Genomic DNA, 25,263 nt, shown 5'->3' on the forward strand with positions numbered 1-25,263 from the left:
TTTACTTGTTTTCGCTAAATATATTTGATTGAACACTGCATTTAATCAAAAACATTATGAACGCTACCGATATTCTTATTGTGGTCTCAATTCATCTTTTTGTATTGAGTATCATCAACGAAAAGTTTACCAGTTTTCTTAAACTCAATTTACAAAGTTTATATGAAAATGATAGAGATTTCTGGATTATAAAGGTTATTATCTGGCGTTCGTCAAAACGCAGAAAATTCAGAAAATTTCTTAGAAGAAATTTAAAGAATTTCAGAAATCATGAAGCAGATGATGGAAAAGAGAAGCTTAGAGAGAGGGGTGTAATTAATCTTACTATTTTTTGTGGAATAGTAACTGCCGCGTTCGCCGGAGCAGATTTATTCCATTTACTGAAAAATGCTGATAATGAACAAGCTATTGTTCTGCTTGACTGGACAGGTTTTCTTAATAAACTTCATTGGAATTGGCGGGCACCCTGGGAAATCCTAGGTCCGATAGGGAATGCGATTTCTAAGCATAGTTTTGGGATTATTTTTTCCGGTTTGTTTCTTAGTCTCGGCTCAAAATTCTGGCACGATCTGCTTGATATGCTATTTGAAGCCAAACGTCTTCGGAGTAAACTAAACAACAATGAGGTTTTTGAAAGCAGAAGTATGGCAGAAGTAGAAGAGTTCATCAATGCCGATATTGCGCAATTAGCTACTCAACAACTTTCAGTTAAGTATAATAAGAAAGAAAACGTACTTTATATAGGGCCTGCTTTAAGAAGAATAGACGGAATTTCGCAGGAAGTATTACTAATCTATTTAACAGATGACGACGATAGCCAGATAGCCAGGCAAGAGAGAGTTTTACTACCAAGTGGGCGTGTAATAAACATTAAAACTATGATTGTGAAAGGGCTTACAAGACCTAAAGCAAGTACTGCCATAGAAGAGCATCTGAGACAAGCAGATATACCTGATATATTTGGCACAGCTTGTTGTATTCTGACACCCAAACTTTTTAATACCAGAGTCAGGTTCTTATTGACATGTAATCATCTTTTTACACAGAAAGCAATAGTGAATCAAGGCGGGTGGATTGAGAATCCTGAGGTAGATGTTTTACTTGGGGATGAAAATATAGGTAAGTGGAGTTATGGGGTGTTAGATAAGGATTTTGATATGGCACTAGTTGAGCTAAATGAAGGTATTGAAATTGTGGGCCCTAACCTGACGAGCAAATCACGCCAAATCGGAGGTAATGATGTAAATACCAAGGTAATAATGCTTGGTGCTAATAGCAAAGAAAAAACAGGGTTTATTAAGGGAGTGTTGAGGCAAAATCTGAGAATAGAGTATAACGATAAAACTCATGAGATTGGAGAACTGATAGAAATTGCGAATAGTACATCAGAAAATCATAATTCAATTTCTGACGAGGGAGATTCGGGTGCTATAATATATGATGCAAAAGACCGCACACCTCTTGGAATGGTCATCGCATTTAATAATCGGTTCACCTATGCTATTTCAATGCATAAAATATTAAAAGAGTTAGAAATGAATGTTTTACCTACAAACCTTGCTTGACATGAACGCATCCAGAATTTTCCTTACTTTAGTATTAGTGCTGTTTACACAGATGGCTTTTTCGTTACCACAAATTCTAGATTTAAATAAGAACGACAGTATTGCAATTAATCCGGCAAATGGAACCTTTAACTTAACTTGCAGAAACTTCAATAAAAACAATTTTGATGAATTACGCTTTTTTACGGAAGATGGCATAAGTACGAAAATCAGTGCTCAGGATGTTGGAACATTAAGCAACGGGAATACCGATTTCACGATTGAGATAAGAGATAACAGGATAATTGTATTGAATAAATTTATCAGAAATCCAATTGCATCAGTAAGAGTATTAACAAAGGATTTAAACCCTGTTGTTGTTGTCCCTCCAGCACCAGCTGCAAAAATTAATCTAAGTGGTTTTCCGCTAAATGATGCTATTATTATCAGTAAAGTAGGCTTGGCCGAGTATAGAGAAGAACTAATAAGCAATTATGGAAACGATGTTTTGGGTAATAGTTGGTTAGCATCAGTAAATATTAAGAAGGCTGCTGATAGTAAAAGTACTCAGCCAGGTGCTACTTCTTCTTCCGCAATTGATGCCAAAGCTTTAGATGCTTTGGCAAGACTTATTGCAACTAGATTTAAACAGGAGTTAACTATAGCATATCTGAATAAATTTAAAAAATTTATTGAAGATAAGACCGCTCATTATAGTGTGGATGCGCTTTTACCCTTAACTTATGAAATGCTTCTGCAAATTGATAAAGATGGCGTTGCTTTTAATTCTTATTTACCTACCCTAAGAGATGCTTTCCATCAGGATTTTCAGGCATTGCCCGAAAATTCAATAACGTTTCTCACTTCACTACAGCAAAAAGGCCGTCTGGCAGGAGTTAACGATAACCTATATGTGGGGTCGCTGGCCAGCCTCCATATTTTTAAAGAATTCTACAGAAAGAAAAAGCCTGTGCAGGTATTAGGTGCATTTGATAAGCCGGATTATTTGATTAAAAGCCCGGATAATGACGTAAGAAGAGCTTTATTCAGTTTGTCTATTCTGTCAAGAAGCCTTCAGACTAACGAAACAGAATGGGTGGGAAAAACAGATGCTTTGGCTGCCATTAAAGACGAAAATGTCTTTAAGCTCTTTATGGGGTTAATGATGGAGAAAGAAAAACAGGAGTTAGTAAATATACAATACACTGGTATAAATTTGTATACCAGATTGGAAAACCTGGCAGGTTCGGCAGATAAAATTGCAGAGACACAAAAACAAATAGGGGTACTGATAAATAATTTTTCAGAATTAATTACTGAAATTAAATCTTTAAAAAGCGAAACAGATAAAGCTAAAATGGAAAGTTTTAGCACGGTTTATTCTATAGTTAATCATACAATTAATTCAACGGCTGTAGCATTGGATATTCTTAATATCTGGGGAGTAGCAAGTGCAGGTAGCAATAATTTTAGAAAAGATATTCTGCCCATTGCAAAAGCCTCTGCCAATCTTGTAAAGGCCGTATATGACAAAGAATATGGTACTGCGCTTAGTCATGGTTTATTTATTTATGGAAAACTTGATGCTTCAACCTGCGCTGAAGCAGATGAAAATAGTGCCTGTAAAACCAGAAAAAAAATACTCGATTATGGAATGTTTATGTACAATGTAGTTACTGCTGAAAATAGTGCTGACTTAGAAAAAGTTCTGGATGCAGTTATTTTACCAGTTGGTAGCTATGCGGTAAAACGCAATAGTAATTTTAATGTATCTTTGAATGCCTATGGCGGCGCATTTTTAGGATGGGAGACCATTTCGATTTCAGAAAATAACAAACCTATTCGCAAACAAAGAGGAACTATCGCTCCCTCAGCGCCTATTGGTATTTACTTTGGTTGGGGAGGTAAAGTAAAGCAACAGCTTACTGGCCATTCATTTGGTATTTTTGTTCCTGTTATTGATTTGGGTTCTCCATTTGCTTTCCGGCTAAAGGATTCAGAAACGGAAACTTTGCCTGAATTTAACTTGAATAATGTAATTGCTCCGGGTATATTTTTTAGTTGGGGGATAAAAAAATCACCACTTTCAGTCGCATTTGGGGCGCAGAAATCTCCTGAATTAAGAGGCTTTAAAGACGAAAAGGCTGATTTAGGATATTTGAACGCCTGGCGATTTGGTTTCAAAATAGCGGTGGATATTCCGCTTTTTAATATTATAACCCGATAGTTTGTAGAGAATTGTAATAACAAACCTGTTTAGTGAGTATTTGCTTTGCAATAAACTCAAACAGGTTTGTTTTTTTCTTGATTACTTTCCAATACAAAACTTACTAAAGATATTTGCTAGCAAATCATCTGTAGTAATTTGACCTGTTATTTCTCCTAAGTGATACAACGACAAACGAATATCCTGCGCAAGAAAATCTCCGGTGATGCCGAGGCTTAGGCCATTCAGTACCTCTCCTAAGGCATTGTGGGCTTTTACAAGGTGTTCGTAGTGGCGTAGGTTGGTGAGCATCGTGTCTGATTGCTTCTTTATCTTCGCTTTGGCAACTATGGCACTTTGCAGGTCTTCGATGCCTATGTTGTTTTTGGCTGAAATGTGTATAGCAGAAATAGGAGTGGAAGCTGCCTCTGCTGAATTGAAAGCAACTGCCAAATCAATCTTATTCCTAACCCATATCACCTCCTTATCTTTCACCATTTCTTTAAAAGTATCAGCCAGAAACAACCGATCAACCTCATTTTCAAACAATAGTATCACAATTTCAGCCTTTTCCATTGCCTGTTTTGAACGCTCTATGCCGATGGTTTCTACTACATCTTTGGTTTCGCGGATCCCTGCAGTATCGATAATTCGGAATTTGATGCCGCCGATGAAAAGAATGTCTTCGATTACATCACGGGTCGTGCCCGCAATATCGGTGACGATGGCTTTGTCTTCGTTTAGCAGGATATTGAGCAAAGTAGATTTTCCGGCATTTGGTGGACCAATAATCGCTACCGGAATACCTTCCTTAATCACATTGCCTGCATCAAAAGAGTCTATTAATTTTTTCAGAAAATTCTGAATTTTCAATATTAATTGTCTTAAATCGTCTCGTCCGGCGAATTCTACGTCTTCTTCGCCAAAATCAAGTTCTAGTTCTACCAATGAAGCAAAGTGTACTAACTCTTCACGCAAGGCTTTTAATTGGGTCGAGAATCCACCGCGCATCTGGTTTAAGGCGGTTTTGTGGGCGGCCTCTGAGTCGGCAGCTATGAGGTCAGCTACGGCTTCGGCTTGCACCAGGTCGAACTGTCCATTCAGGAAAGCTCTTTGGGTAAACTCACCCGGCTTAGCCATCTGGCAACCGTTCTGGATGAGTAACTTGAGGATGTATTTAATGATATAGTCGCTGCCATGACATGAGATTTCTATTACATCTTCTTTGGTAAAGCTACGCGGTGTTTTAAAGACAGATAGCAGAACCTCATCAATAATTTTTCCTTCCGGGTTATCAGTATAGTCTCTGATGGTACCAAAATGAATGGTATGCGATTCAACTTGGGTTAAATCCTTGCCCTTAAAAATCTTGTTAACGATTGCAAAGGTCTTTTCGCCTGATACCCGGATTACTCCGATAGCCCCCACGCCTTGTGGTGTGGCTAAGGCACAGATTGTGTCTAACTGAACCATTTTTTTTGTTTGAAAACAGACCATTTAATCATATATGTAGAGTAAATTGGCCTGATTTCAAGGAAATTTGATTTAAATTTATTTATTTTTGCAAATCTACCTTTAAACTTTCGGTCTTAAAAGTAGTTAATGCTGTTGGCGCCCCTATAAAAGAATTACGTTGCTTTCTTATGATAAAAACTAAGTACCTGTGGTATCTCAATGCCTTTCTGGCATTGATAGCACTGTATATAGCTTACCGCATCTGGTTTGCTCCCCGAAGAGACGCCTGGAATTATATTCCTGACAACGCTTTTCTGGTGGTCGAAAGTTCGCAAATTCAACGTTCGCTTTTCAATGAAAAGGGTGTTGACTCTACACAATTAGCCGATATTCCGTTTTTTTACGATGCCCTGCAACCACTCAAACTCATTGCCCAAAGCATTGATGATTCTATAACAGCTAAGAAATTTTTATCCAGAAAAAGAATTACCTATTCGCTCCATCGTGAAACCAAAAAGAACCTTGAATACATCATTTATATTCCAACAAATTCTTTTGGTGATGCTAGTTTTCTCAATAAAATATCTACTCCTGACCCAAGTAAAAGAAAAGCCTACGGGCGCACCTATAAGGGTATCAGATTGGAGGAACTCTATACATCTACTAATAAATTACTCTTTAACTTTCTGGTTTATGACGATTTTCTGATTTGCACTGGCTCAAAGGTTTTGCTGGAAGAAGTGGTAAACCGGATTAAATCGGGTACACCACTTGAAGGGATGCCTTTTAAAGAAAGTCGTCGGGGTATAGCCCATATTTATTTCAAGAGTCGGAATCTGCAGGATGTGGCTGATATTCTGCCTTCGCAGTTATCGCCTAATCTGATTGAGTTTTTTAGTGATATTACGCCCCGAAACCCTGATATTGTTTTTGAGAAGCCTAAAATGCCTAATACGGTTTCAGCCTATATTTATTCACAAGGCACTAATACGATACCATTTTTAGGAATTTTCGGTCAGCAGATGCCACAGCCTTTTACCTGTACTGACCTGATTCCCGAAAATACTGCTATTACTTTCCGCATCAGTTTTAAGAATAAGACCAAACTGGCGCAGGATTATAATAATTATTTCAGAGGAAACGAGCAGACACTTTTAAACGAGCGGGATAGTCTGAATCGTTTTCTGGGAATTAATCTGACTAGCCTCTATACCATCTTAAAAAATGAGGTAGTATTGTGTGAAATGGAAACTTCAACCGATGAACCTGCGAAGAAAATCTTGCTGATAAAGACCGAAGACCCTGCTGAGGCGCTGAATATGTTTGATGATCTGGCTGATAATGCCGGCAAACTCTCTTCATATTTTAAGCCTAAGCCTTTCAGTTATCTGAATAACTATGTGCGCAATATTCAGATAAGTCAGTTGCCTGCCTTGTTGTTTGGGTCTATTTTCAGAGGTTTTGCCGATTGTTATTATACTCAGATTGGCGATTACATGATTTTATCGAGCGATGATGATGCCATGAGGGAGTATCTGAATAGCCTGAATTTTGGGCAGACCTGGGCAAAGTCAAATGTGTATACTGATTTTGTGAAAAAATTACGCCCTCAGGCACAGGTTACGGCTATCATTAGTCCACAAAGAATCTGGAATAACCTATATTATTCATTACCTCAGAAATGGCGCAGTACTACGAGCAAACACGAGCAAAGAGCCAAAGCCTTGCGTTTTGTGGCCGTTGAAAACTTCGTGATTAACAATACTTTCGGTACAAAACTGCTGATAGAAAAGATTCCTCAGACGCAGAAAGAAGTACTGGTCAATCGTTTCTTTTTGCAGGATAGCCTGAGCACCACCACACCGTTTGCAGGCAAGCCTTTTATTATCAAAAACGCCTATAATACCTCAGAAGAGATTCTGCTCCAAAGAGAAGATCATCAGGCAGTCTTATTGAGTAATGCAGCAAAGGAGATTAATAAGATTCCACTAAGTCAACCGCTGACAAGTGCTTATTTATTGCCGACTGATTATTTCCAGAATGGTACTTTACATTATCTGGCTACAACGGCTGATAAACTCCTGTTTTTTACAAGAGAGAATCCTACGGGTTTGGTGGCCAATTATGCCGATATTAATTTTAGTGGGTCAATAAGAGCAGTAGCTGCCAGTGAAACAAAAATCTATGTGGCGGATGATGGTGGGAATGTCTATTTAATTGATGAAGAAACACAGAAGATTAACCGCATCAGAACCGGGGTACACCTAACAGATATTATGCGGATTAGTCCCGTCAAGTTTAAGAATAATACCTATCTTGCTATACTGCAAAAAGATGGGACACTCAATGTGATTTATGAGGATGGACCTTTCTTGAAAGGTTTCCCGAAAGTGCCTTTATCTGCACGTCCTGTAGAGATGATAGTTGAGGAGGGGAGAGGAACCAACTCTATTATCACGTTGATTTCGGAAACCGGAGAAATCAAGAAAGTGGATATGAATGGTAATTCGTTGAGCGAGGAAAATATTCAATTAGAACGCCCGAATAAAGCCACTGTTTTTGAAGTGATTTTCGACCAGAATCATAAAGACTGGCTCATTGCCCGCCGGACACCTACGTCTCTACTTATCATGAATAAGTTGGGTAGCTCAGTCATTGAAATTGGTAGTACAAACTTCATGAAATCGCAATTACGTTATTTTGATTTAGGTAATGACCTCCGCTTTGTAGGCATCTTCGATGGAAAGAATAATACCTTATTCGACCTGAAAGGCAGAATGTTAGGCGATAAACCGCTGCCTGCTACAGCTTTGCCAGCCATATCATATTCAGAGGCGTATAACAAACTCTTTATTTATAATGCTAACAAGGCAAGATTTGAGGTTTGGTCAGTAAAGTTGAAATAATAGGTAAACAGCAATTGTGCGGATGAGTGAGCCCGCGGAAATAAATATACCATATTTAAGTTGACAAGAATTGTACTTTGACTATTCCATTCAGAGATTTTGACTAAAGAAACGATTAACCCAAGTTATAAAAAAAGCATGAAAAAGGAGCTGCTTGACTTGATTAATATTAACAGAAATGCTATTGCTACGAACCGTGGGTTTTATTATCAATATTTGAATGTAGTTCTAAAATGGATAAACAATTACGTAAATGCCAGAAATGTTGATGTCTATACAGAAGTTGATGATGATATCAAAGAAGTTGGAGACGAACTCATTTTTACACAGCTAAAATGTTATTCTTCCGCATTTAGCTTTAATTCTGTTGAGATTCAGAAAACACTACTAAATTTCTTCGCCCTTTATCTTCAATATCAAGATTTCGAACTTACATTCTACTTTACAACCAATTCAAGCATAAGTAAAAATGAAGAAATACTGAGTAACTGGATTGTTGAGCAGCCACCACTAAATAAAGAAATATTAAGCCTTTGTACTTCGAAAGTTTCAGAGGTTCTTGCTGATGAGATTAGAAAAATCAAAATCAAACGACTCAGTAAAGAAGATAAGAAGCCGAAAATGAAGCAAGCTCTAATGAAAGACTTTGAACAATTGAACGGTTTAGTTTATGATAAATTATTGATTACGGATTTTGTAAATAAAATCCGGTGGGAATTTGGAGAAGTTCAAACCGAAAGGGCAGTCGAAAAATTAGTGCTTGAGATTTTGGATCAATTAAGAAATCCAATATTTGGAGGAAGGCCAGTTACATTACTCCTTGATGCGATGTTGAGTGAAATCTATAGAAGGTCACAGTTGACGGATACTGAACAACGAAAAGTAAACAATAAGCTATTAAAATCAATATTGGCACTTAAAGACGAAGAACTTTACTCATATATTGACACTAGATTATCGAACCTTTTTAATGTACGTCTTGAAAATTTAGAGAACAGAATTAATACCATTGATGATGTCTTGAAAGAAACGGTCAATGCACAAAAAGAGTATAGTGAAGCATTAGAAACACTTATTAGGGATAAAGTTTCCTCAAAACATGAAATTCCAAAAAGAATAACTAAAATCCCATATATAGATACTTCTTCTGTCTTCGGTCGAGAAGATATTTTAACCAGCCTGCACAAATTATTGTCAGAGGTCCGCCATATCAGTATCAACGGGAATGGGGGAATGGGGAAATCTACTATTCTAAAATTATATATACATTCTTATAAAGACGATTATGACCATATTATATGGATAAATGCACAAACAGGATTAGTCAATAGCATCACTATCAACCAAGAGATTGCTACAAACTTGAATATTCCAATACTGGATGCCGATAAATTTTCAGAGCGTTTCGATTTGATATTAAATAAACTTCACCAAATAAGTGGTAATAATTTACTGATAATAGACGGATATTCCAAAACAGAACTCCAATTATCGGAACTAAGAACTCTAAATCAATGGCGGATTATTGTTGGAACCCGTCTACGTCTACCTGGTTGGAAACTTTTACCTATAAGAGCCTTGAGCTTCGAATCTGCAAAAGCTTTGTATCATTCTTTTGGCAATCAACAAACAGTGGATGATACACAACTAATAAATTTATTCAATTATGTAGAATACAATACACTTATCATTGCTTTAGTGGCAAAGACAATCTACTATAGTTTTGACTTGACATTAGATATTTTAATTAAACATTTTGAAGAGCAGAGTTTAGATGATGATCATTTGAAAATTGAATTAGTGGATGAAGAAGGGGATTCTTCACATCTGTTAAATATCCTTAATAAGACCTTTGATTTAAGCAAAGTCGATCCTATGGAAAATTTCTTTATGAGTTTTTTTGCATTAATATCTATAGAGGATACTAATTTTGAAGATTTGATAGATTGGTTTGGAATAGAAGCAGAAAAAGAAAACAGAGTACTATTGACTAATGCGATTAATAGTCTTCATGCTAAAGGTTTTATAGAGCGTTCAGGACAGCAGATTAGTATGCACAAAATGTTGCAAGATTCGATTTTATATCAAGAAAGAAAGCGTGTAGGTGCTTTTTCGGGTCATTTTATTAATATAGAGAGTTTAACTAATCGAATCAAAGAAGGTGCCGAGCATAGCATATCTAAAGCACTTCGTTTCCTTAAATTTGGAGAAGCTATATTAACTAATATAAAGGAGCCTTACAGGAAGAATATTTATAGGTCTTTACTTTTATTAGAAAACGAAGTACTCAACATTTATAATTGGCTAAAGACAGACAGTGATTTAGTGTCAAAATGGAGAAATCTAATGGGGCGTGCTGAGAAATACCTTTCATCGGAAGATGGATTATTGGGTGTCATTTCGAATAACTTTGGACTCGCTTTGGTAGCAAAAGATGAATTATTAGAGGCTACGAAAAGGTTTGAAGATGCAATAACTATTCTTCAATCACAAGGTACAGGCATCCTGCCAAAATTAATCACTTCTCTTTGTAATTTGTGTCTACTATTTATTCAACAGAGAAGAATGAAGCGCTTCAACGAATGTTTTCAAACCATCATGAGTTTAAGGAAAAAGCATAATTTGTATGATGACGTTTCGATGCCTATTCAATCGCAAGTACTAGGTGAGGCGTACCAAAAAATCGGCAATTATCCTGAAGCAATTAAACTTTATAATATGGCAATAAGTTTACATGTTGAGCTACCTATAGAAAGTAGGAATGATGTTAAATTGGCTTATTACTATATTAAACTTTGTGAATCTTACCTATCTAATAAGGAATTAATTAAAGCTGAAAAAGCAATAATTATTACGATTGATATACTTTCAAGGCAAAAGGCAAGTGGCTTGACTCATGTTGAGGCCGCTATTAATCTAATGATTATTATTGTCGAATTGAAAGGAGATTACGAGGATGCGGAAAAATTGAGAGAAGCATTGAGAAATATGAATGCTTAATATGTAAAAGAAAAAATGTCTCGACTCGAGATAAGGTTACACAAATCTATTTTAGGATGAGACAAAATATCCATACAACAAAATCATGTTTAAAAGAGTACTCATACCTGTTCTCCTAAGTATTGCTGTAATCTCCTGCGAAAAGGACAGTATAATTCCGGGTAGAGATAATAATCTTGCTATGGGAAATCCGTCTGATGCGGGTAAAAACGAGAATAATTACCTGATGAACAAAGCGGCCTATACCTTATCTTATAACCGCCCGAGAGGAACTGCCAACTGGGTGGCCTGGCATTTATCTATGGCATGGAAAGGTGATGTGGCAAGAGCAGAGAATTTCAGGTCTGATGATTCTTTACCGGAAGGTTGGTATAAGGTTAAAACGAGTGACTATGTGGGGTCGGGTTTTGATAGAGGGCACCTATTCCATCGGCTGACAGAGACGGTTCTGTAGCAGATAATGAATCTACCTATCTGATGACGAACATTGTTCCACAGTCGCCAAACAGCAATAGAGATACGTGGGTGGCTTTGGAAACTTATTGCCGGAAATTAGCTTCAGCAGGGAATGAACTGTATATTGTGGCTGGAGTCTTGGGGCAAGGCGGCTCAGGCAGTAACGGCGGTACCACTAAAACACTGGCTGAAGGGAAAATCGTAGTGCCGGAATCGCTTTGGAAAGTAATTGTCATTTTACCTGTTGGAGATAACGATATAGAAAGAATAGACAGCGGAACCCGTGTAATTGCCATAAAAATCCCCAACCGCCAGTCCATCAAAAGCAATTGGGGAGAATATCGGTTGAGTGTAAACGAATTGGAGGATTTGACCGGCTATGATTTTTTATCTAATGTTTCTACTTCTTTGCAGAAACAATTAGAAAGCAGGGTGGATAAGGGGGAGACTTATTAGTAATTGGGTCCGGCTATTTATTCTACCGCTTCAATGCCTCTTCTATCTGTACATTTAGAATCCCTTTTTCTTCAAGAGATTCAGCTCTGGTTTTCTCAATTTTACCGTATTTATCAATAATCGCATAACTCGGATAAGAGGTGCTTTTTAAAGCTTTCATTATTTCCTGCGATAATTCCCGCGAAGCGAAAATATGATATCCTTCCAGTTTATAGAAAGCTATCAGCTCTTTCCACTTGGCTTCCTTATCGTAGTTGGTAATGTAGAGAAACGTCAACCCTTTATTTTTATACTGTTTTTTCATGGCAGCCGCATATAGGCTAATCTGTTCCCGACAAGGCCCACACCAACTACCCCACATATCTACAAATACTGTTTGTCCTTTAAAGTGCTTCAATATCTCATCCAGATTTTGCATGGTTAAAAAGAACGTTTTCTCAGTGAGTGTGCGCTTAGTATTTGAAATAGCTTCTTCCAGCGGTTTTTTAAAGTATTTAATGAATCTGCTGTTGGGGTATTGCTTCCTGAAATCATTATAAATGGTTTCTACATTCGAGTAGTCTGTATAATTAATCATTGACTCAAACAAAAAGGCATACATTTGCTCTTTTACTTTTCCTTCAAAATAACGCTCGATGATTTTTTGTCTGAATTGATTTCTAAAGTCTTTTCGCATAGCTGTCTCTGCTGTCAGGCTATCTCCATTATACCATTCTTTATAAAACTTTTCCGGTTCATCAAAATAATCATCATAGGCATCAATAAATTTTGTTTCGAGAAACAGACTGATATAGGTATGATAAGCGGGAGCTACCAAGGCTTTTTCGTCCGATAAAGGGGCTTCTTTCTGTAAAGTACTAAACAGGTTTTGCCAGCTTTGTCTATTGCTTTTGAAGCCTTCTTTCTGAGTATTATTTAAATCGTCGTAGATATGATATAAGGATGCCTGACGAGCATATTTTAAATGATAGTTCCAGATTTCGTTGAAATCATTTGAAGAGTTTTGTGAGATTATCAGCGAATCGATGATTCGTTTATCGTTTTCATAAAATTTGTTGACGATTAGGTTGATTCTGTAAGGTAAAGAATCTTGTTTGGTTTGTCCATAATTATAGAATAACGATACGCCCTTTAACTGATTGTTTTTAGCTCCCGTGCCGCTGATGGTAACGACTTTATTGTCATCTTCAGCAAGCAGAATATTATCGCCTTTGGTAATAAAGAAATACTGCTCAAATAACTTTACATCTTTTTGCATATCTCTGATAGTAAGAATAATAATTTCTTTATTCAGAAAATCGGCATTGAAACTAAAACTTCCTGTTTCGCTGATAACAGTTCTGGTAGAAGTTCCTTTAGAGATATTGTTTACCAATAGCTGCGTAGGTCGGGTAATGGAAACCCATGCACCTTTCATGGATGGAATTTCGCCCTTGATATTTGTTTTTTGTGCAGATGAATCAATGATTACCAACAGATACAACAAAACGATAAAAGATATTTTCATACTTTCAGAAAGTCAGATAGATAAATACTATTTCATTAGCTAAAGGTATTAAGTTTTCTTTCTTTAGCTATAGTTGCCCTGATATTGGTGCAGATTATTTTATCCAACGTTATACAAAAGATTCATTGGCTCAATTTTTCTGCCATTTCTCGGGCGCTTTCCAGATTACCGTCTATTTGTAAAGCCTTTTCATAATAATACAAAGCCTTTTTCTTATCTCCAGCTATTAAATACGCCTCAGCCAGGCTATCAAATGTATTGGCCTCTTGTGGATATACGTTTGTGTTGAGTTCCAATACAGCAATAGCTTGTTGGTAACGTTTTTGCCCTAACAATACATAGCCATAGGCATTTAGTTCACTAGCGTTTCGGAGTAGAGGTTTGATTTCCTCACGAATATTCTCTAATTCTTTAACCAATTGTTTGACTGAGTTGGTTTCAACTATATGAGCTACTCTGGCTTGCGCTTTATAGGCAGGTTGATAAGGTTGTTGAGCGATGATTTTTGCTAAATCTTTTTCGAATGATTCAACTTGGCGTTCAATGATTCTGCCTATTTCTTTGCCATTTTGAAGAATGATAAAGGTTGGTACTCTGAAAATATTCCAGTTGCTTTCTTCATGCGTTGGGCTTTGTTTATAACGTTCCTGTGCGTTGTCTACCATTACCATAGTCAGCTTTGCATTCGGAGCTTCGGCTTTTTCAAGGATTTTCAGGAAACGGGGTAGGTTCTGTTGGGTGTCTCCACACCAGGTGGCACCGAAAATCAGGATTTCTATGTCTTTCATTTCGGATTTAAAAGATCGTGTAGAAATAGTATCAACTGTATATTCACTATAAAATTTATCGTACCATCGGTTATAAGGAAAGCGCATAAGGGCTACTTTAGAGCATGGGCCGAGCAGCATAGTATTGCCACGGGCATCGAGGCTTTCCTGATTGATAAAAGGGTTTGAGTTTTGCGCAAAAGCAGCAAAACTCAAACATAATAAAAATAAAGTGTAATGCTTTTTCATAAATGTGTATTTTGTTCAAAAGAGACTCAAAAGTAGTGCAACTACGTATAGGCAGGTGTTAAGGATTTCCTAACGATTTGTGAATATTTGTTAATGGTAATTGGTATTCTTTGCCGGATGGGTTCAATAACTGTTTTGAGTAACAATGCATTATTTAATTGAGGCTGATTATCTTCTTTATTAGCTACTTTTTAAAATATCATCAATAAGCTATATATTGCAAGGGTGTTAAATGTTAACATTTTAATTTGACTTTCTAACAATGATGAGACTTTTTTCTATACTTTTTTTTACGCTGATTGCCATTACCCATAGTAGCTGTACCGCACAAATGGCGTCGACAAACCAGAATATATCCAAAAAATCAGGGATTATTACAGGTGCAGACCAGACTGAAAAATATTTGTCTTATCTGAAAGGGAAACGCATTGGTCTGGTTGCCAATCAGAGTTCCATAATCGACAAGAAAAGTAGCGTAGATAGTTTATTGAGCCTAGGAATTAACATTGTGAAAGTGTTTGGGCCTGAGCATGGTTTCAGAGGCAATGCCAGTAATGGGGCTGCGGTAAGCAATGAGACAGATGCTAAAACGGGCATTCCCATCATCTCTTTATATGGCAAAAACCAGAAACCAACCAAAGAGCAGCTGGCGGACGTTGACCTGATGGTCTTTGATATTCAGGATGTAGGTTGCCGCTACTATACTAATATTAATACGCTTGAATATATCATGGAGGCCTGTGCGGAAAATAATAAAGAACTGCTGATTCTGGACAGACCTAATCCAAATGCCTATGTAGTAGACGGCCCCGTAATGACTGAGGACAGATTTAAATCTGCTATAGGAATCCATTATACACCCATGACACATGGTATGACTATCGGTGAATTTGCTCAGTATCTTAATGGTGAGGGATACCTACAAACACCCTGCAAACTCAAAATTATAAAGGTTGCCAACTATAGTCATGAAATGCCTTATGTATTACCGATAAATCCATCACCGAATTTGAATACACAGCAAGCAGTGATGCTTTTCCCGAGTTTATGTATGTTTGAAGGCACAGCTATCAATGAAGGTCGGGGAACTTATATGCCATTTACTATATTGGGCGCACCGAAATTGAAAGACAAATATTCATTCTCATATAAACCGGTAAGTATTCCCGGCATGAGTGAGAGACCTAATCACAAAGATTCTGTTTGTTATGGTCTTGACCTTCGTACTTATGATGTTAACAACCTTCGGAAGAGCCGCCAGATTAATTTAAAGTGGGTAATTGAATTATATAATGCTTATCCGGATAAAGCGCATTTCTTCACTCCCGGAAGACCGGGGCAGGATATATCAGCTTTTGATTTGCGCATAGGTACAGATCAGTTAAGAAAACAGATTATAGCAGGTGTATCGGAAGAGGAAATCAGAAAAAGCTGGGAGCCGGGATTATCGAAGTTTAAGGCTATACGGGCTAAGTATCTGCTGTATCCTGATTGATTAATTGGGCATTTTCTACGAAGGAGAAATCTGGTATATTATTCTGCTTATCATCGAGTGTCAGCGAATAGAAACGGTCCGCCGTCGCGGTCGCCGTCTAAGGTAACAAAGGACTATTTGCATACATCGCCGGACTCAAGTCCGGCTTATATATATTCAAATCGTATAATATAAAGCCCGACTTCAGTCGGGTTTGCATACAAAAACAGTCCTTTGTTATCTTAGCCACCGAATTCATTCGGTGAACAAGGGTTTATGCGAATCTCCAACCAAACTCCCAAATCCTCCTTAACCCCCTGATTACAAGAAAAATAATTGAAAAATATTTAGCTATTATTTTGTAACACAGAAAAAACTCGTACCTTTGCACCTCAATTGAAAAACGGAGTACTTCTCATACGGTTAAATGAAGTCTCGACTCATTCGGGAAACCAGTTTAACTTTGACTGTAAGCAATAACGAATTCGATTCGTACATACTCATTCAGAACAGTCTCCGAAAGCTATGAATTTTACAGGAATCACTGCAAGGTAACAAGGAATCGTCCTGCACCTTTAGTTTTTTTTGACCTTACCGAAGCGGATTATCTGCAACGGTTTGCAGTGTAATGAACAAGTTGGCAGTTGCTAACCTCTGGGAATAGTAAATAATTTTTTGACCGACGTTTGGTTTCGTGCATAATTTTTCGGAATTTTGCACCCCCGTTCGCACGCCGAAAGCAATTTTGGCCGAAGAAGAATCAAAATAGGTTATAATAGCAAAATAAAGCGTAAAATACCATGTCTGGAATTATCGGAAAGAAAGTTGGAATGACAACTATCTTCAACGCAGAAGGTCAAGCAGTACCATGTACTTTGATTGAGGCAGGTCCTTGTGTTGTTACTCATGTTCGTACTGAAGAGAAAGATGGCTACAGTGCTATCCAATTAGGTTACGGCGAGAAAAAAGAAAAAAACACCAGCCGCCCGTTGGTAGGTCATTTCAAAAAAGCAGGCACAACGCCTAAACGTAAATTAGTTGAGTTTAAAGAGTTTGAAAAAGAATACAGCCTTGGCGATACCATCCGTATCGAAGATGTTTTTGCTGAAGGCGATTTCTTAGATGCAAGCGGTAACTCAAAAGGTCGTGGTTTCCAAGGGGTTGTAAAACGCCACGGATTCGCCGGTGTTGGTGGACAAACCCACGGTCAGCACAACAGAGGACGTCACCCGGGTTCAATCGGTGCATGTTCATTCCCATCAAGAGTATTCAAAGGTATTCGTATGGCAGGTCGTATGGGTAACACTCGTACCACTGTACAAAACCTTAAAGTATTGAAAGTGTTAGCAGACCAAAACTTAATCGTGATCAGCGGTTCAGTTCCAGGCGCGAAAAACGGCTACATTACTTTACATAAATAGTTGGTGTTTTGTGATTCTGTTATTTATTCACTCAATCACTAATTCACCGCAACGGCGGACCGTTCATTCACTAATTAGGAAGGTCGAAACCGGACGACATCGAAAAAATACGGCAAGCAAAATGGAATTATCAGTATTAAGCAAAGACGGTAAAGATCTAGGTCGTAAGGCAAGTTTGTCTGACGCCATCTTCGGAATCGAGCCAAACGAACACGTGGTTTACCTGGATGTAAAACACTACCTGGCTAATCAGCGTCAAGGTACGCACAAAGCAAAACAAAGAGCTGAAATTGCACGTTCAACCAAGAAAATTGTTCGTCAGAAAGGTTCAGGCGGTGCTCGTCACGGTTCAACCAAAGCTCCAACCTTCGTAGGTGGTGGTCGTGTATTCGGACCAGTTCCACGCGATTACGATTTCAAATTGAATAAGAAAGTAAAAGTTTTAGCTCGTAAATCGGTATTCTCTGCAAGAGCTAAAGAAAATAACATCTCAGTTATTGAAGACTTTACATTCGACTCTCCAAAGACAAAATCTTACTTAGCATTTTTGGGTGCATTGTCATTAACAGGAAGCAAAACGCTTTTCATTTTGCCTGACTACGATAGCAATGTGTATTTATCAGCTCGTAACATTCCTAAAACTAAAGTTTTGAGTGCAGACGAAGTAAGTACTTATGACTTAATCAATGCTGATAAGTTGATCATTAGCGAAGGTGCTTTGTCGAAAATAGAATCAATATTGAACTAAGAAGCTGCAAGCAGCTTTGCTAATAAATTAAGAAAATGAGTGTACTTAAAAGACCAATCATCACCGAGAAATCACAAAAAAATACCGCTAAAGGTAAGTTTGTGTTTGAGGTAGCTATCGATGCGAACAAAATCGAAATCGCAAAAGCTGTAGAGAAGATGTACGGTGTATCAGTTACTGATGTAAACACTATCCGTCAGATCGGTAAAAAGAAATCAAGAATGACTCGTAGCAGAGCATCTTCTGGTGTTACTTCTACTTTCAAGAAAGCGATTGTTTCTTTGAAAGAAGGAGAAATGATTGATTTCTACGAAAATTTATAAGAATCGGTTCCCTAAGAATCATTCCATCATTAAATTTCAAGTATAGCCTCTTAAGGCTGCAAAAGAATAAGTAAAATGGGTATCAAGAAATTAAAACCAATCACCCCGGGTCAACGTCATCGTGTAGCTCCAGATTTCTCTGAGATTACTGCAAGTAAACCTGAGAAAAGCTTAACTACTACGATTAAAAAATCTGGTGGTCGTAATAACGAAGGACACCGCACTGCACGTTACATCGGTGGTGGCCACAAACGTAAATATCGTATCATCGATTTCAAAAGAAGCAAAGTAGATGTTTCTGCTGAAGTAAAAACGATCGAGTACGATCCAAACCGTTCAGCACGTATCGCTCTGGTACAATATACTGACGGCGAAAAAGCTTATATCATTGCCCCACAAGGCTTGAAAGTAGGCCAGACTATCATCGCAGGTAAATCAGTTGCACCAGAAATCGGAAACTCGCTTCCATTAGGTAGCATGCCGCTTGGTACAATTGTCCACAACATCGAGTTACACCCTGGTAAAGGTGCGCAAATGGCACGTAGCGCAGGAACTTACGCTCAGGTGTTGGCGAAAGATGGTAAATATGTAACCTTGAAAATGCCATCGGGCGAAATGAGAATGGTACTGGCTACTTGTATTGCTACAGTAGGTACTGTATCTAACGCCGACCATATGAACGTAACTTATGGTAAAGCTGGTCGTAAACGTTGGTTAGGTGTTCGTCCACGTGTAAGAGGTGTTGCTATGAACCCGGTTGATCACCCGATGGGTGGTGGTGAAGGTCGTGCTTCAGGAGGTCACCCACGTTCTCGCAATGGCTTATTAGCTAAAGGTAAGAAAACGCGTGACAAAACTAAGCCGTCAACTAAGCTAATCGTTTCAAGAAGAAGTAAATAATCATAATAAAGGATATATAAGTATTTATGGCACGCTCACTAAAAAAAGGACCATATATTGATTACCGCCTTGACAAAAAAGTTGTTGACATGAACAACTCTGGCAAAAAATCAGTCATCAAAACATGGTCGCGTCGCTCAATGATTTCTCCGGATTTCATTGGACATACTTTCGCAGTACATAACGGTAATAAATTTATTCCGGTATATGTAACTGATAACATGGTAGGTCACAAATTGGGTGAATTCTCTCCGACTCGTAACTTCCGTGGTCACATAGCAAAGAAAGATAAAGGAAAAAGATAATAATTGTACATTTGTAAAAAATGGAAGCAGTAGCAAAATTAAGTGATTATCCTACCTCGCCACGTAAGGCAAGACTGGTTGCAGACCTGATCAGAGGTAAAAAGGTAAGTTATGCTTTGGGAATTTTAAGTTTCCAACCGCAACACGCATCGCCTGTTATCAAGAAGGTCTTGTTATCAGCAGTAGCCAACTGGCAACAAAAAAACGAAGACCAGAAAATTGAAGACGCCGAATTAGTGGTGAAATCAATCTTCGTTGATGGTGGTCGTATGATCAAACGTTTAAGACCAGCACCTCAAGGGCGTGCTTACAGAGTTCGTAAACGTTCTCATCACCTGACTATCGTAGTTGATAGTGCCAATACAGCAAGTGCAGTTTAATCAATCATAGCGAACGATATACTACTCGTACCGCATTTTACCTACGGCGTTGATGCCGTAAAATCAAGAATTAAAAACTAATGGGACAAAAAGTAAATCCTGTCGGTCTTAGACTTGGATATATCAGAGGATGGGAATCTAACTGGTATGGTGGCAAAACTTTTGCCGAAAAACTTGTCGAAGATCAAGAAATCCGTAAATACGTTGCAGCACGTATTCCGAAAGGAGCGATCTCGAAAGTAGTTATCGAGCGTACCTTAAAACGTATCACGCTTACTATTCATACAGCCCGCCCGGGTGTGGTTATTGGAAAAGGTGGTAACGAAGTGGACAAGATTAAAGAAGAGTTGAAAAAACTGACCGGCAAAGACGTTCAGATCAACATCTACGAAATCAAACGTCCTGAGTTAGATGCTAAACTAATCGGTGAGTCTATTGCTCAACAATTAGAAGCTCGTATTTCTTACCGTCGTGCCATGAAACAAGCTATTCAAGCAGCTGTTCGTGTTGGTGCACAAGGTATTAAAGTGAAATTAGGTGGTCGTTTGGCTGGAGCCGAGATGGCCCGTAATGAAATGTATAAAGAAGGACGTATCCCGCTTCATACACTTCGTGCTGATATTGATTATGCAATCTCAGAAGCCCTTACGGTATACGGTAAAATCGGTATCAAAGTATGGGTATTCAAAGGCGAAGTTTATGGCAAACGCGATTTAACTCCTGCGGGTGGTGCACAATCTCAAGGCAACGAAAGAGGCAATGAAGGTGGTGGACGTGACGACAGAAGAGGTGGCGGACGTGATGATCGCAGAGGCGGCGGACGTGACGACAACAGAGGCGGTGGACGTGGTGATAACAGAGGAGGAGATAACCGTAACAATCGTGGTCCGAATAATCGTGGTGGAAATAACAACAACCGCGGTGGTGGAAACAACAATAATAGAGGTAATAATAATAGAAGATAATTTTCCGGGTTTCAGGTTCAAGAGTTCATACCTGAAACTAAGAATTTTTGAAACCTGAAACAAAGCACAACAGTGCTGAAAATATAATAGCGTCATGTTACAACCAAGAAGAACCAAATTCCGTAAGCAGCAAAAAGGCAGGATCAAAGGTCTCGCAACACGTGGGCACGAGATCGCTTTCGGAACATTCGCTATCAAAGCTTTAGAGCCGGGTCGCATCACTGCCCGTCAGATTGAAGCCGCTCGTATCGGGGTTACCCGTGCAATGAAACGTGAAGGCCAGGTATGGATTCGTATCTTCCCTGATAAGCCAATCACTAAAAAGCCACTCGAAGTACGTATGGGTAAAGGTAAAGGTGCCCCAGAGTATTGGGTAGCTAGTGTAAAACCAGGTACTATTCTTTTCGAAGCAACAGGTGTGCCATTGGCAGTTGCTACTGAAGCTCTTCGTTTGGCAGCTCAAAAATTGCCAGTGCAAACAAAATTTGTTGTACGTAGAGATTATCAGGAAGAAGCAGAATAAATCAGAAGGCTTAGCCTTTTGAATTAACCTGAATGAGAACCTTTATTTTTTTACTCATTCATTCATTCAAGATCAAAATGAAAAAGTCAGAAATCCAAGCATTGTCAGTTGAGCAGTTACAGCAAAACATCGCTGTTGAGAAAGACAGAATCAACAAATTGAAGTTTGCTCATGCTATCACGCCTATCGAGAATCCGATGCGTATTCGTCAATCTCGTAGATTGATTGCTCAAATGTTGACAGAATTGAATGCCCGTTAATATTTAAATACCCTGAGCAATCAGGACATTAAGAAAAAGACAATGGAAGAAAGAAATCTTAGAAAAGAGCGTATCGGAACAGTAGTTAGCAACAAGATGGATAAATCTGGTGTGGTAGCTGTAGTTCGTAAACTGAAACATCCGAAATACGGAAAGTTCATGCTCAAAACCAAGAAATTCATGTTCCACGACGAGAAAAATGAAGCTGGTATCGGTGATACTGTGAAGATTCAGGAAACTCGCCCATTGAGCAAGAATAAGAATTGGAGATTAGTAGAAATCGTAGAAAAAGCGAAGTAATTTAAAGCTAATAGCTGTTAGCTTTATAGCTGATAGCCAACAAATCAAGACAATGTTACAGCAAGAATCAAGAGCAGGTGTTGCCGATAATAGTGGAGCAAAAGAAGTGCTTGTTATCCGTGTATTGGGCGGAACAGGCAAACGTTATGCTTCTATTGGCGACAAAGTTGTCGTATCCGTAAAATCGGCCCTATCTTCTTCTAATATGAAGAAAGGAACAGTATCTAAGGCTGTTGTTGTGAGAACCACCAAAGAGGTTCGTCGCAAAGATGGTTCTTACATACGTTTTGAAGACAACGCAGTAGTATTATTAAACAACCAAGACGAGCCACGTGGTACTCGTATTTTCGGACCTGTTGCACGTGAACTACGTGAGAAACAATTCATGAAAATCGTTTCTTTGGCTCCTGAAGTTCTTTAATTTGAAAGCGGTTCGTAGTTAATTCTACACCCGCCATCAGGACGAGTTGCCCGGTGCAGCTTTGTCTGATGCTTAACTATTCAAATTTTCAAATTTAAAAGTAATGGAAAGAAAATTCAATAAGCAAAAGAAACAACACGTACGCACAGGCGATACAGTTGAGGTTATTGCAGGTAACTCTAAAGGCAAACGTGGTAAAATCACTGAAATTCTTGCTGAAAAACAACGTGTAGTTGTAGAAGGTGTGAACATTCAGAAAAAACACGTGAAACCTTCGGCACAAAACCCGCAAGGCGAAATCCGTGAGTTTGCTGGTCCGATTCACATCAGTAACGTACAGTTAGTAGACCCTGCAACAGGTAATACTACACGCACTGGCCGTAAAGAAAACGACAAAGGCAAATTACAACGTTTCTCTAAAGAAACCGGTAAATTTATCTAATTTACAATATCTGGTTGTGAAACCGGAACAACTAAAGAGGGTCGGAAATCCTCCTAAAAAAGCGATTCAATAAAATGGCACGTTTAAGAGAAAAATATACACAAGAAGTAGTACCGGCTTTGAAAGAGAAGTTCGGATACAAATCGGTAATGCAGGTTCCTGTATTACAAAAAATCGTAGTGAACCGTGGGGTAGGTGCTGCAACAGGCGACAAGAAATTGATCGACAGCAGCTTAGAAGAGATTACGAACATCACAGGTCAGAAAGCAGTAGCAACACTTTCTAAGAAAGCGGTATCAAACTTTAAACTTCGTGAAAATATGCCGATTGGTGTAAAAGTAACGTTACGTGGAGAGAAAATGTACGAGTTTCTGGATCGTTTGACTACAATCGCGCTTCCACGTGTGAGAGACTTCCAGGGTATCAGCGATAAAGGTTTTGACGGACGCGGAAACTATACCTTTGGTGTGAAAGAGCAAATTATTTTCCCTGAGATTTCAATCGATAAAATCGCTAAGATTCAGGGTATGGATATAACTTTCGTAACATCGGCACCAACTGATGCTGAGGCTTACGAATTATTAAAGGCAATGGGTCTACCATTCGCTAGCAGCAAAAAGAAACAATAATCAGCATTAAGTAAAAACAGCTTAATCAAAGTCATACAATGGCAAAAGAATCAATAAAAGCAAGAGATAGAAAAAAAGAGGCAACTGTAGCAAGATATGCAGCTAAACGTGCCGCTTTGAAAGAAGCTAACGACTATGCCGGATTGGACAAATTACCTCGCAATGCATCACCGATCAGATTACATAATCGTTGCAAATTGACAGGTCGTCCGAGAGGTTATATGCGTAAGTTCGGTATCAACCGTGTTACTTTCCGCGAAATGGCAGGTAAAGGTTTGATTCCGGGTGTTACTAAAGCATCTTGGTAAGATAAGTGATATTTTTTAGGAGAATTCCTTGAATAAATAGCCTTTATTTAAGAATCGTGGATTCTGCTAAATAATATTTGCTTATACATACACTATTTATTAAAAATATTTTCTAATTTTGCAGCCCAATTGAGAAAGTCGCGCTCGCGATACTGCTCAATGTTGGCTTAGGTATCCAAAATTAAACAGCAAAATGATTACAACGGATCCAATAGCAGACTTCCTTACCAGAATCAGAAATGCGATCAAAGCGCGTCATAGAGTGGTAGAAATTCCTGCTTCGAACATCAAAAAAGCGATTACACAAGTTCTGTACGATAAAGGTTTTATTCAAAGCTATAAGTTTGAGGAAACAGCTCCACAGGGTGTTATCAAAATTGCGTTAAAGTACAATCCAACTACGAAACAATCGGCAATTGTAGAATTGAAACGTGTTTCTAAACCAGGTTTACGTAAATACGCAGGTACAACTGATATTCCACGTGTATTAAACGGATTAGGTATTGCTATCGTGTCTACTTCTAAAGGAGTAATGACAGATAAAGAAGCCCGTGCGTTGAAAGTAGGTGGTGAAGTATTGTGCTATATCTATTAATAGGAAATAAGCCTGTTAATATCTTAAATCTCCCGTTGCAGTATCTGCAACACAAATTAAATAAGTTGTTGACCGCTCTTGATAACTCGCGCTCGCGAAAGTGTCTTGAAGCCTTAAACTAAAAAAAAATGTCAAGAATTGGTAAAAAACCAGTTGCTCTTCCGGCAGGAGTAAGTATCACAGTAGATGATGCGAATGTAGTAACTGTAAAAGGCCCGAAAGGAACGCTCACTCAAAAAGTTGATTCTGATATCAAAGTAGGTGTTGAAGACAACGAACTGAAAGTTGAAAGACCAACTGAACAAAAACGTCACAAAGCATTACATGGTTTGTATCGTTCTTTAATCAATAACATGGTTATTGGTGTAAGCACAGGTTACAAAACTACGATGGAAATCGTTGGGGTAGGTTACAAAGCGGCTAATAACGGAAACGTATTAGACTTAAGCTTGGGTTTCTCTCACAACGTATATTTCGTGGTACCAGAAGAGTTGAAAGTAACAACTTTGATGGAAAAGGGTAAAAACCCGATAGTAACGCTTGAAGGAACAGACAAACAATTGATTGGTTTGGTTGCTTCAAAAATCAGGGGCCTACGTAAAGTTGAACCTTACAAAGGTAAAGGTATCCGTTTTGCTGGTGAAGTTGTTCGTCGTAAAGCAGGTAAAACCTCAGGTAAGAAGAAATAATCATTAGACATACTGACTGCGAAATCTGTTTCAA

24 protein-coding genes and 1 pseudogene are annotated in these 25,263 nt (G+C 38.3%); 22 read left to right on the plus strand and 3 right to left on the minus strand.

Features of this window, described 5'->3' with window-relative positions:
• Positions 1 to 56: 56 nt before the first annotated feature.
• A complete protein-coding gene (locus D0T08_RS09195; RefSeq protein WP_116982327.1) occupies positions 57 to 1,565 on the plus strand; it encodes a hypothetical protein in 1,509 nt (502 codons plus the stop codon).
• Between the two features lies 1 nt (position 1,566).
• Positions 1,567 to 3,771, plus strand: a complete 2,205-nt coding sequence (locus D0T08_RS09200) for a hypothetical protein (RefSeq protein ID WP_116982328.1) — start codon at positions 1,567 to 1,569, stop codon at positions 3,769 to 3,771.
• A gap of 81 nt (positions 3,772 to 3,852) precedes the next feature.
• On the opposite strand, the gene mnmE is transcribed toward D0T08_RS09200, so the two are convergent.
• Positions 3,853 to 5,223 (minus strand): tRNA uridine-5-carboxymethylaminomethyl(34) synthesis GTPase MnmE, encoded by a 1,371-nt coding sequence (gene mnmE, locus D0T08_RS09205; RefSeq protein ID WP_116982601.1) that lies wholly within the window; start codon positions 5,221 to 5,223, stop codon positions 3,853 to 3,855.
• 170 nt (positions 5,224 to 5,393) lie between these two features.
• Here mnmE and D0T08_RS09210 point away from each other — a divergent pair, with 170 nt between their 5' ends.
• The 3 genes and pseudogenes from D0T08_RS09210 to D0T08_RS09220 all read left to right on the plus strand — a co-directional run bounded on the left by D0T08_RS09210 (position 5,394) and on the right by D0T08_RS09220 (position 12,023).
• Positions 5,394 to 8,111 (plus strand): hypothetical protein, encoded by a 2,718-nt coding sequence (locus D0T08_RS09210; protein WP_116982329.1) that lies wholly within the window; start codon positions 5,394 to 5,396, stop codon positions 8,109 to 8,111.
• A 138-nt stretch (positions 8,112 to 8,249) separates the two neighbouring features.
• Complete coding sequence (locus tag D0T08_RS09215; RefSeq protein ID WP_116982330.1) at positions 8,250 to 11,111, plus strand: NB-ARC domain-containing protein; 2,862 nt, start codon at positions 8,250 to 8,252, stop codon at positions 11,109 to 11,111.
• A 226-nt stretch (positions 11,112 to 11,337) separates the two neighbouring features.
• Positions 11,338 to 12,023: pseudogene (locus D0T08_RS09220) on the plus strand (DNA/RNA non-specific endonuclease).
• Between the two features lie 22 nt (positions 12,024 to 12,045).
• On the opposite strand, the gene D0T08_RS09225 reads toward D0T08_RS09220, so the two are convergent.
• A complete protein-coding gene (locus D0T08_RS09225; protein ID WP_116982331.1) occupies positions 12,046 to 13,530 on the minus strand; it encodes a TlpA disulfide reductase family protein in 1,485 nt (494 codons plus the stop codon).
• A 122-nt stretch (positions 13,531 to 13,652) separates the two neighbouring features.
• Positions 13,653 to 14,546 (minus strand): thioredoxin family protein, encoded by an 894-nt coding sequence (locus tag D0T08_RS09230; RefSeq protein WP_116982332.1) that lies wholly within the window; start codon positions 14,544 to 14,546, stop codon positions 13,653 to 13,655.
• A 262-nt stretch (positions 14,547 to 14,808) separates the two neighbouring features.
• On the opposite strand from D0T08_RS09230, the gene D0T08_RS09235 reads away from it, so the two are divergent.
• The 17 genes from D0T08_RS09235 (at position 14,809) to rplF (ending at position 25,229) form a co-directional block, all read left to right on the plus strand.
• Complete coding sequence (locus tag D0T08_RS09235) at positions 14,809 to 16,041, plus strand: exo-beta-N-acetylmuramidase NamZ domain-containing protein (protein ID WP_116982333.1); 1,233 nt, start codon at positions 14,809 to 14,811, stop codon at positions 16,039 to 16,041.
• 779 nt (positions 16,042 to 16,820) lie between these two features.
• The gene (gene rplC / locus D0T08_RS09240) at positions 16,821 to 17,441 is read left to right on the plus strand and encodes a 50S ribosomal protein L3 (protein WP_116982334.1); all 621 of its coding nucleotides are present in this window, start codon (positions 16,821 to 16,823) and stop codon (positions 17,439 to 17,441) included.
• A 121-nt stretch (positions 17,442 to 17,562) separates the two neighbouring features.
• Positions 17,563 to 18,189, plus strand: a complete 627-nt coding sequence (rplD, locus tag D0T08_RS09245) for a 50S ribosomal protein L4 (protein WP_116982335.1) — start codon at positions 17,563 to 17,565, stop codon at positions 18,187 to 18,189.
• A 35-nt stretch (positions 18,190 to 18,224) separates the two neighbouring features.
• Positions 18,225 to 18,512: a 50S ribosomal protein L23 gene (gene rplW, locus D0T08_RS09250; protein WP_116982336.1), complete on the plus strand. Its 288-nt coding sequence runs from the start codon at positions 18,225 to 18,227 to the stop codon at positions 18,510 to 18,512.
• 75 nt (positions 18,513 to 18,587) lie between these two features.
• Complete coding sequence (gene rplB, locus D0T08_RS09255; RefSeq protein ID WP_116982337.1) at positions 18,588 to 19,412, plus strand: 50S ribosomal protein L2; 825 nt, start codon at positions 18,588 to 18,590, stop codon at positions 19,410 to 19,412.
• A gap of 26 nt (positions 19,413 to 19,438) precedes the next feature.
• Entirely contained in the window at positions 19,439 to 19,717 is a 279-nt protein-coding gene (rpsS, locus tag D0T08_RS09260) for a 30S ribosomal protein S19 (RefSeq protein WP_116982338.1), read from the plus strand.
• A 20-nt stretch (positions 19,718 to 19,737) separates the two neighbouring features.
• The gene (rplV, locus tag D0T08_RS09265; RefSeq protein WP_116982339.1) at positions 19,738 to 20,097 is read left to right on the plus strand and encodes a 50S ribosomal protein L22; all 360 of its coding nucleotides are present in this window, start codon (positions 19,738 to 19,740) and stop codon (positions 20,095 to 20,097) included.
• Between the two features lie 80 nt (positions 20,098 to 20,177).
• Complete coding sequence (rpsC, locus tag D0T08_RS09270) at positions 20,178 to 21,062, plus strand: 30S ribosomal protein S3 (protein ID WP_116982340.1); 885 nt, start codon at positions 20,178 to 20,180, stop codon at positions 21,060 to 21,062.
• Between the two features lie 94 nt (positions 21,063 to 21,156).
• A complete protein-coding gene (gene rplP, locus D0T08_RS09275; RefSeq protein ID WP_116982341.1) occupies positions 21,157 to 21,585 on the plus strand; it encodes a 50S ribosomal protein L16 in 429 nt (142 codons plus the stop codon).
• 77 nt (positions 21,586 to 21,662) lie between these two features.
• Positions 21,663 to 21,845, plus strand: a complete 183-nt coding sequence (gene rpmC / locus D0T08_RS09280) for a 50S ribosomal protein L29 (RefSeq protein ID WP_116982602.1) — start codon at positions 21,663 to 21,665, stop codon at positions 21,843 to 21,845.
• Positions 21,846 to 21,887: 42 nt separating this feature from the next.
• On the plus strand, positions 21,888 to 22,145 hold the full coding sequence (rpsQ, locus tag D0T08_RS09285; protein WP_116982342.1) for a 30S ribosomal protein S17: 258 nt from the start codon (positions 21,888 to 21,890) through the stop codon (positions 22,143 to 22,145).
• A gap of 52 nt (positions 22,146 to 22,197) precedes the next feature.
• The gene (gene rplN, locus D0T08_RS09290; protein WP_116982343.1) at positions 22,198 to 22,566 is read left to right on the plus strand and encodes a 50S ribosomal protein L14; all 369 of its coding nucleotides are present in this window, start codon (positions 22,198 to 22,200) and stop codon (positions 22,564 to 22,566) included.
• Positions 22,567 to 22,669: 103 nt separating this feature from the next.
• A complete protein-coding gene (rplX, locus tag D0T08_RS09295; protein WP_116982344.1) occupies positions 22,670 to 23,008 on the plus strand; it encodes a 50S ribosomal protein L24 in 339 nt (112 codons plus the stop codon).
• 74 nt (positions 23,009 to 23,082) lie between these two features.
• The gene (gene rplE / locus D0T08_RS09300; RefSeq protein ID WP_116982345.1) at positions 23,083 to 23,637 is read left to right on the plus strand and encodes a 50S ribosomal protein L5; all 555 of its coding nucleotides are present in this window, start codon (positions 23,083 to 23,085) and stop codon (positions 23,635 to 23,637) included.
• Between the two features lie 38 nt (positions 23,638 to 23,675).
• Positions 23,676 to 23,945 carry a 30S ribosomal protein S14 gene (rpsN, locus tag D0T08_RS09305; protein WP_116982346.1) on the plus strand — a complete coding sequence of 90 codons (270 nt, stop codon included), beginning with the start codon at positions 23,676 to 23,678 and terminating at the stop codon, positions 23,943 to 23,945.
• 193 nt (positions 23,946 to 24,138) lie between these two features.
• Positions 24,139 to 24,540, plus strand: a complete 402-nt coding sequence (gene rpsH, locus D0T08_RS09310) for a 30S ribosomal protein S8 (protein WP_116982347.1) — start codon at positions 24,139 to 24,141, stop codon at positions 24,538 to 24,540.
• Between the two features lie 128 nt (positions 24,541 to 24,668).
• On the plus strand, positions 24,669 to 25,229 hold the full coding sequence (gene rplF / locus D0T08_RS09315) for a 50S ribosomal protein L6 (protein WP_116982348.1): 561 nt from the start codon (positions 24,669 to 24,671) through the stop codon (positions 25,227 to 25,229).
• The last annotated feature ends 34 nt before the right edge of the window (positions 25,230 to 25,263 follow it).

Source organism: Emticicia sp. C21 (assembly GCF_003418935.1).
Taxonomy (GTDB): domain Bacteria; phylum Bacteroidota; class Bacteroidia; order Cytophagales; family Spirosomataceae; genus Emticicia.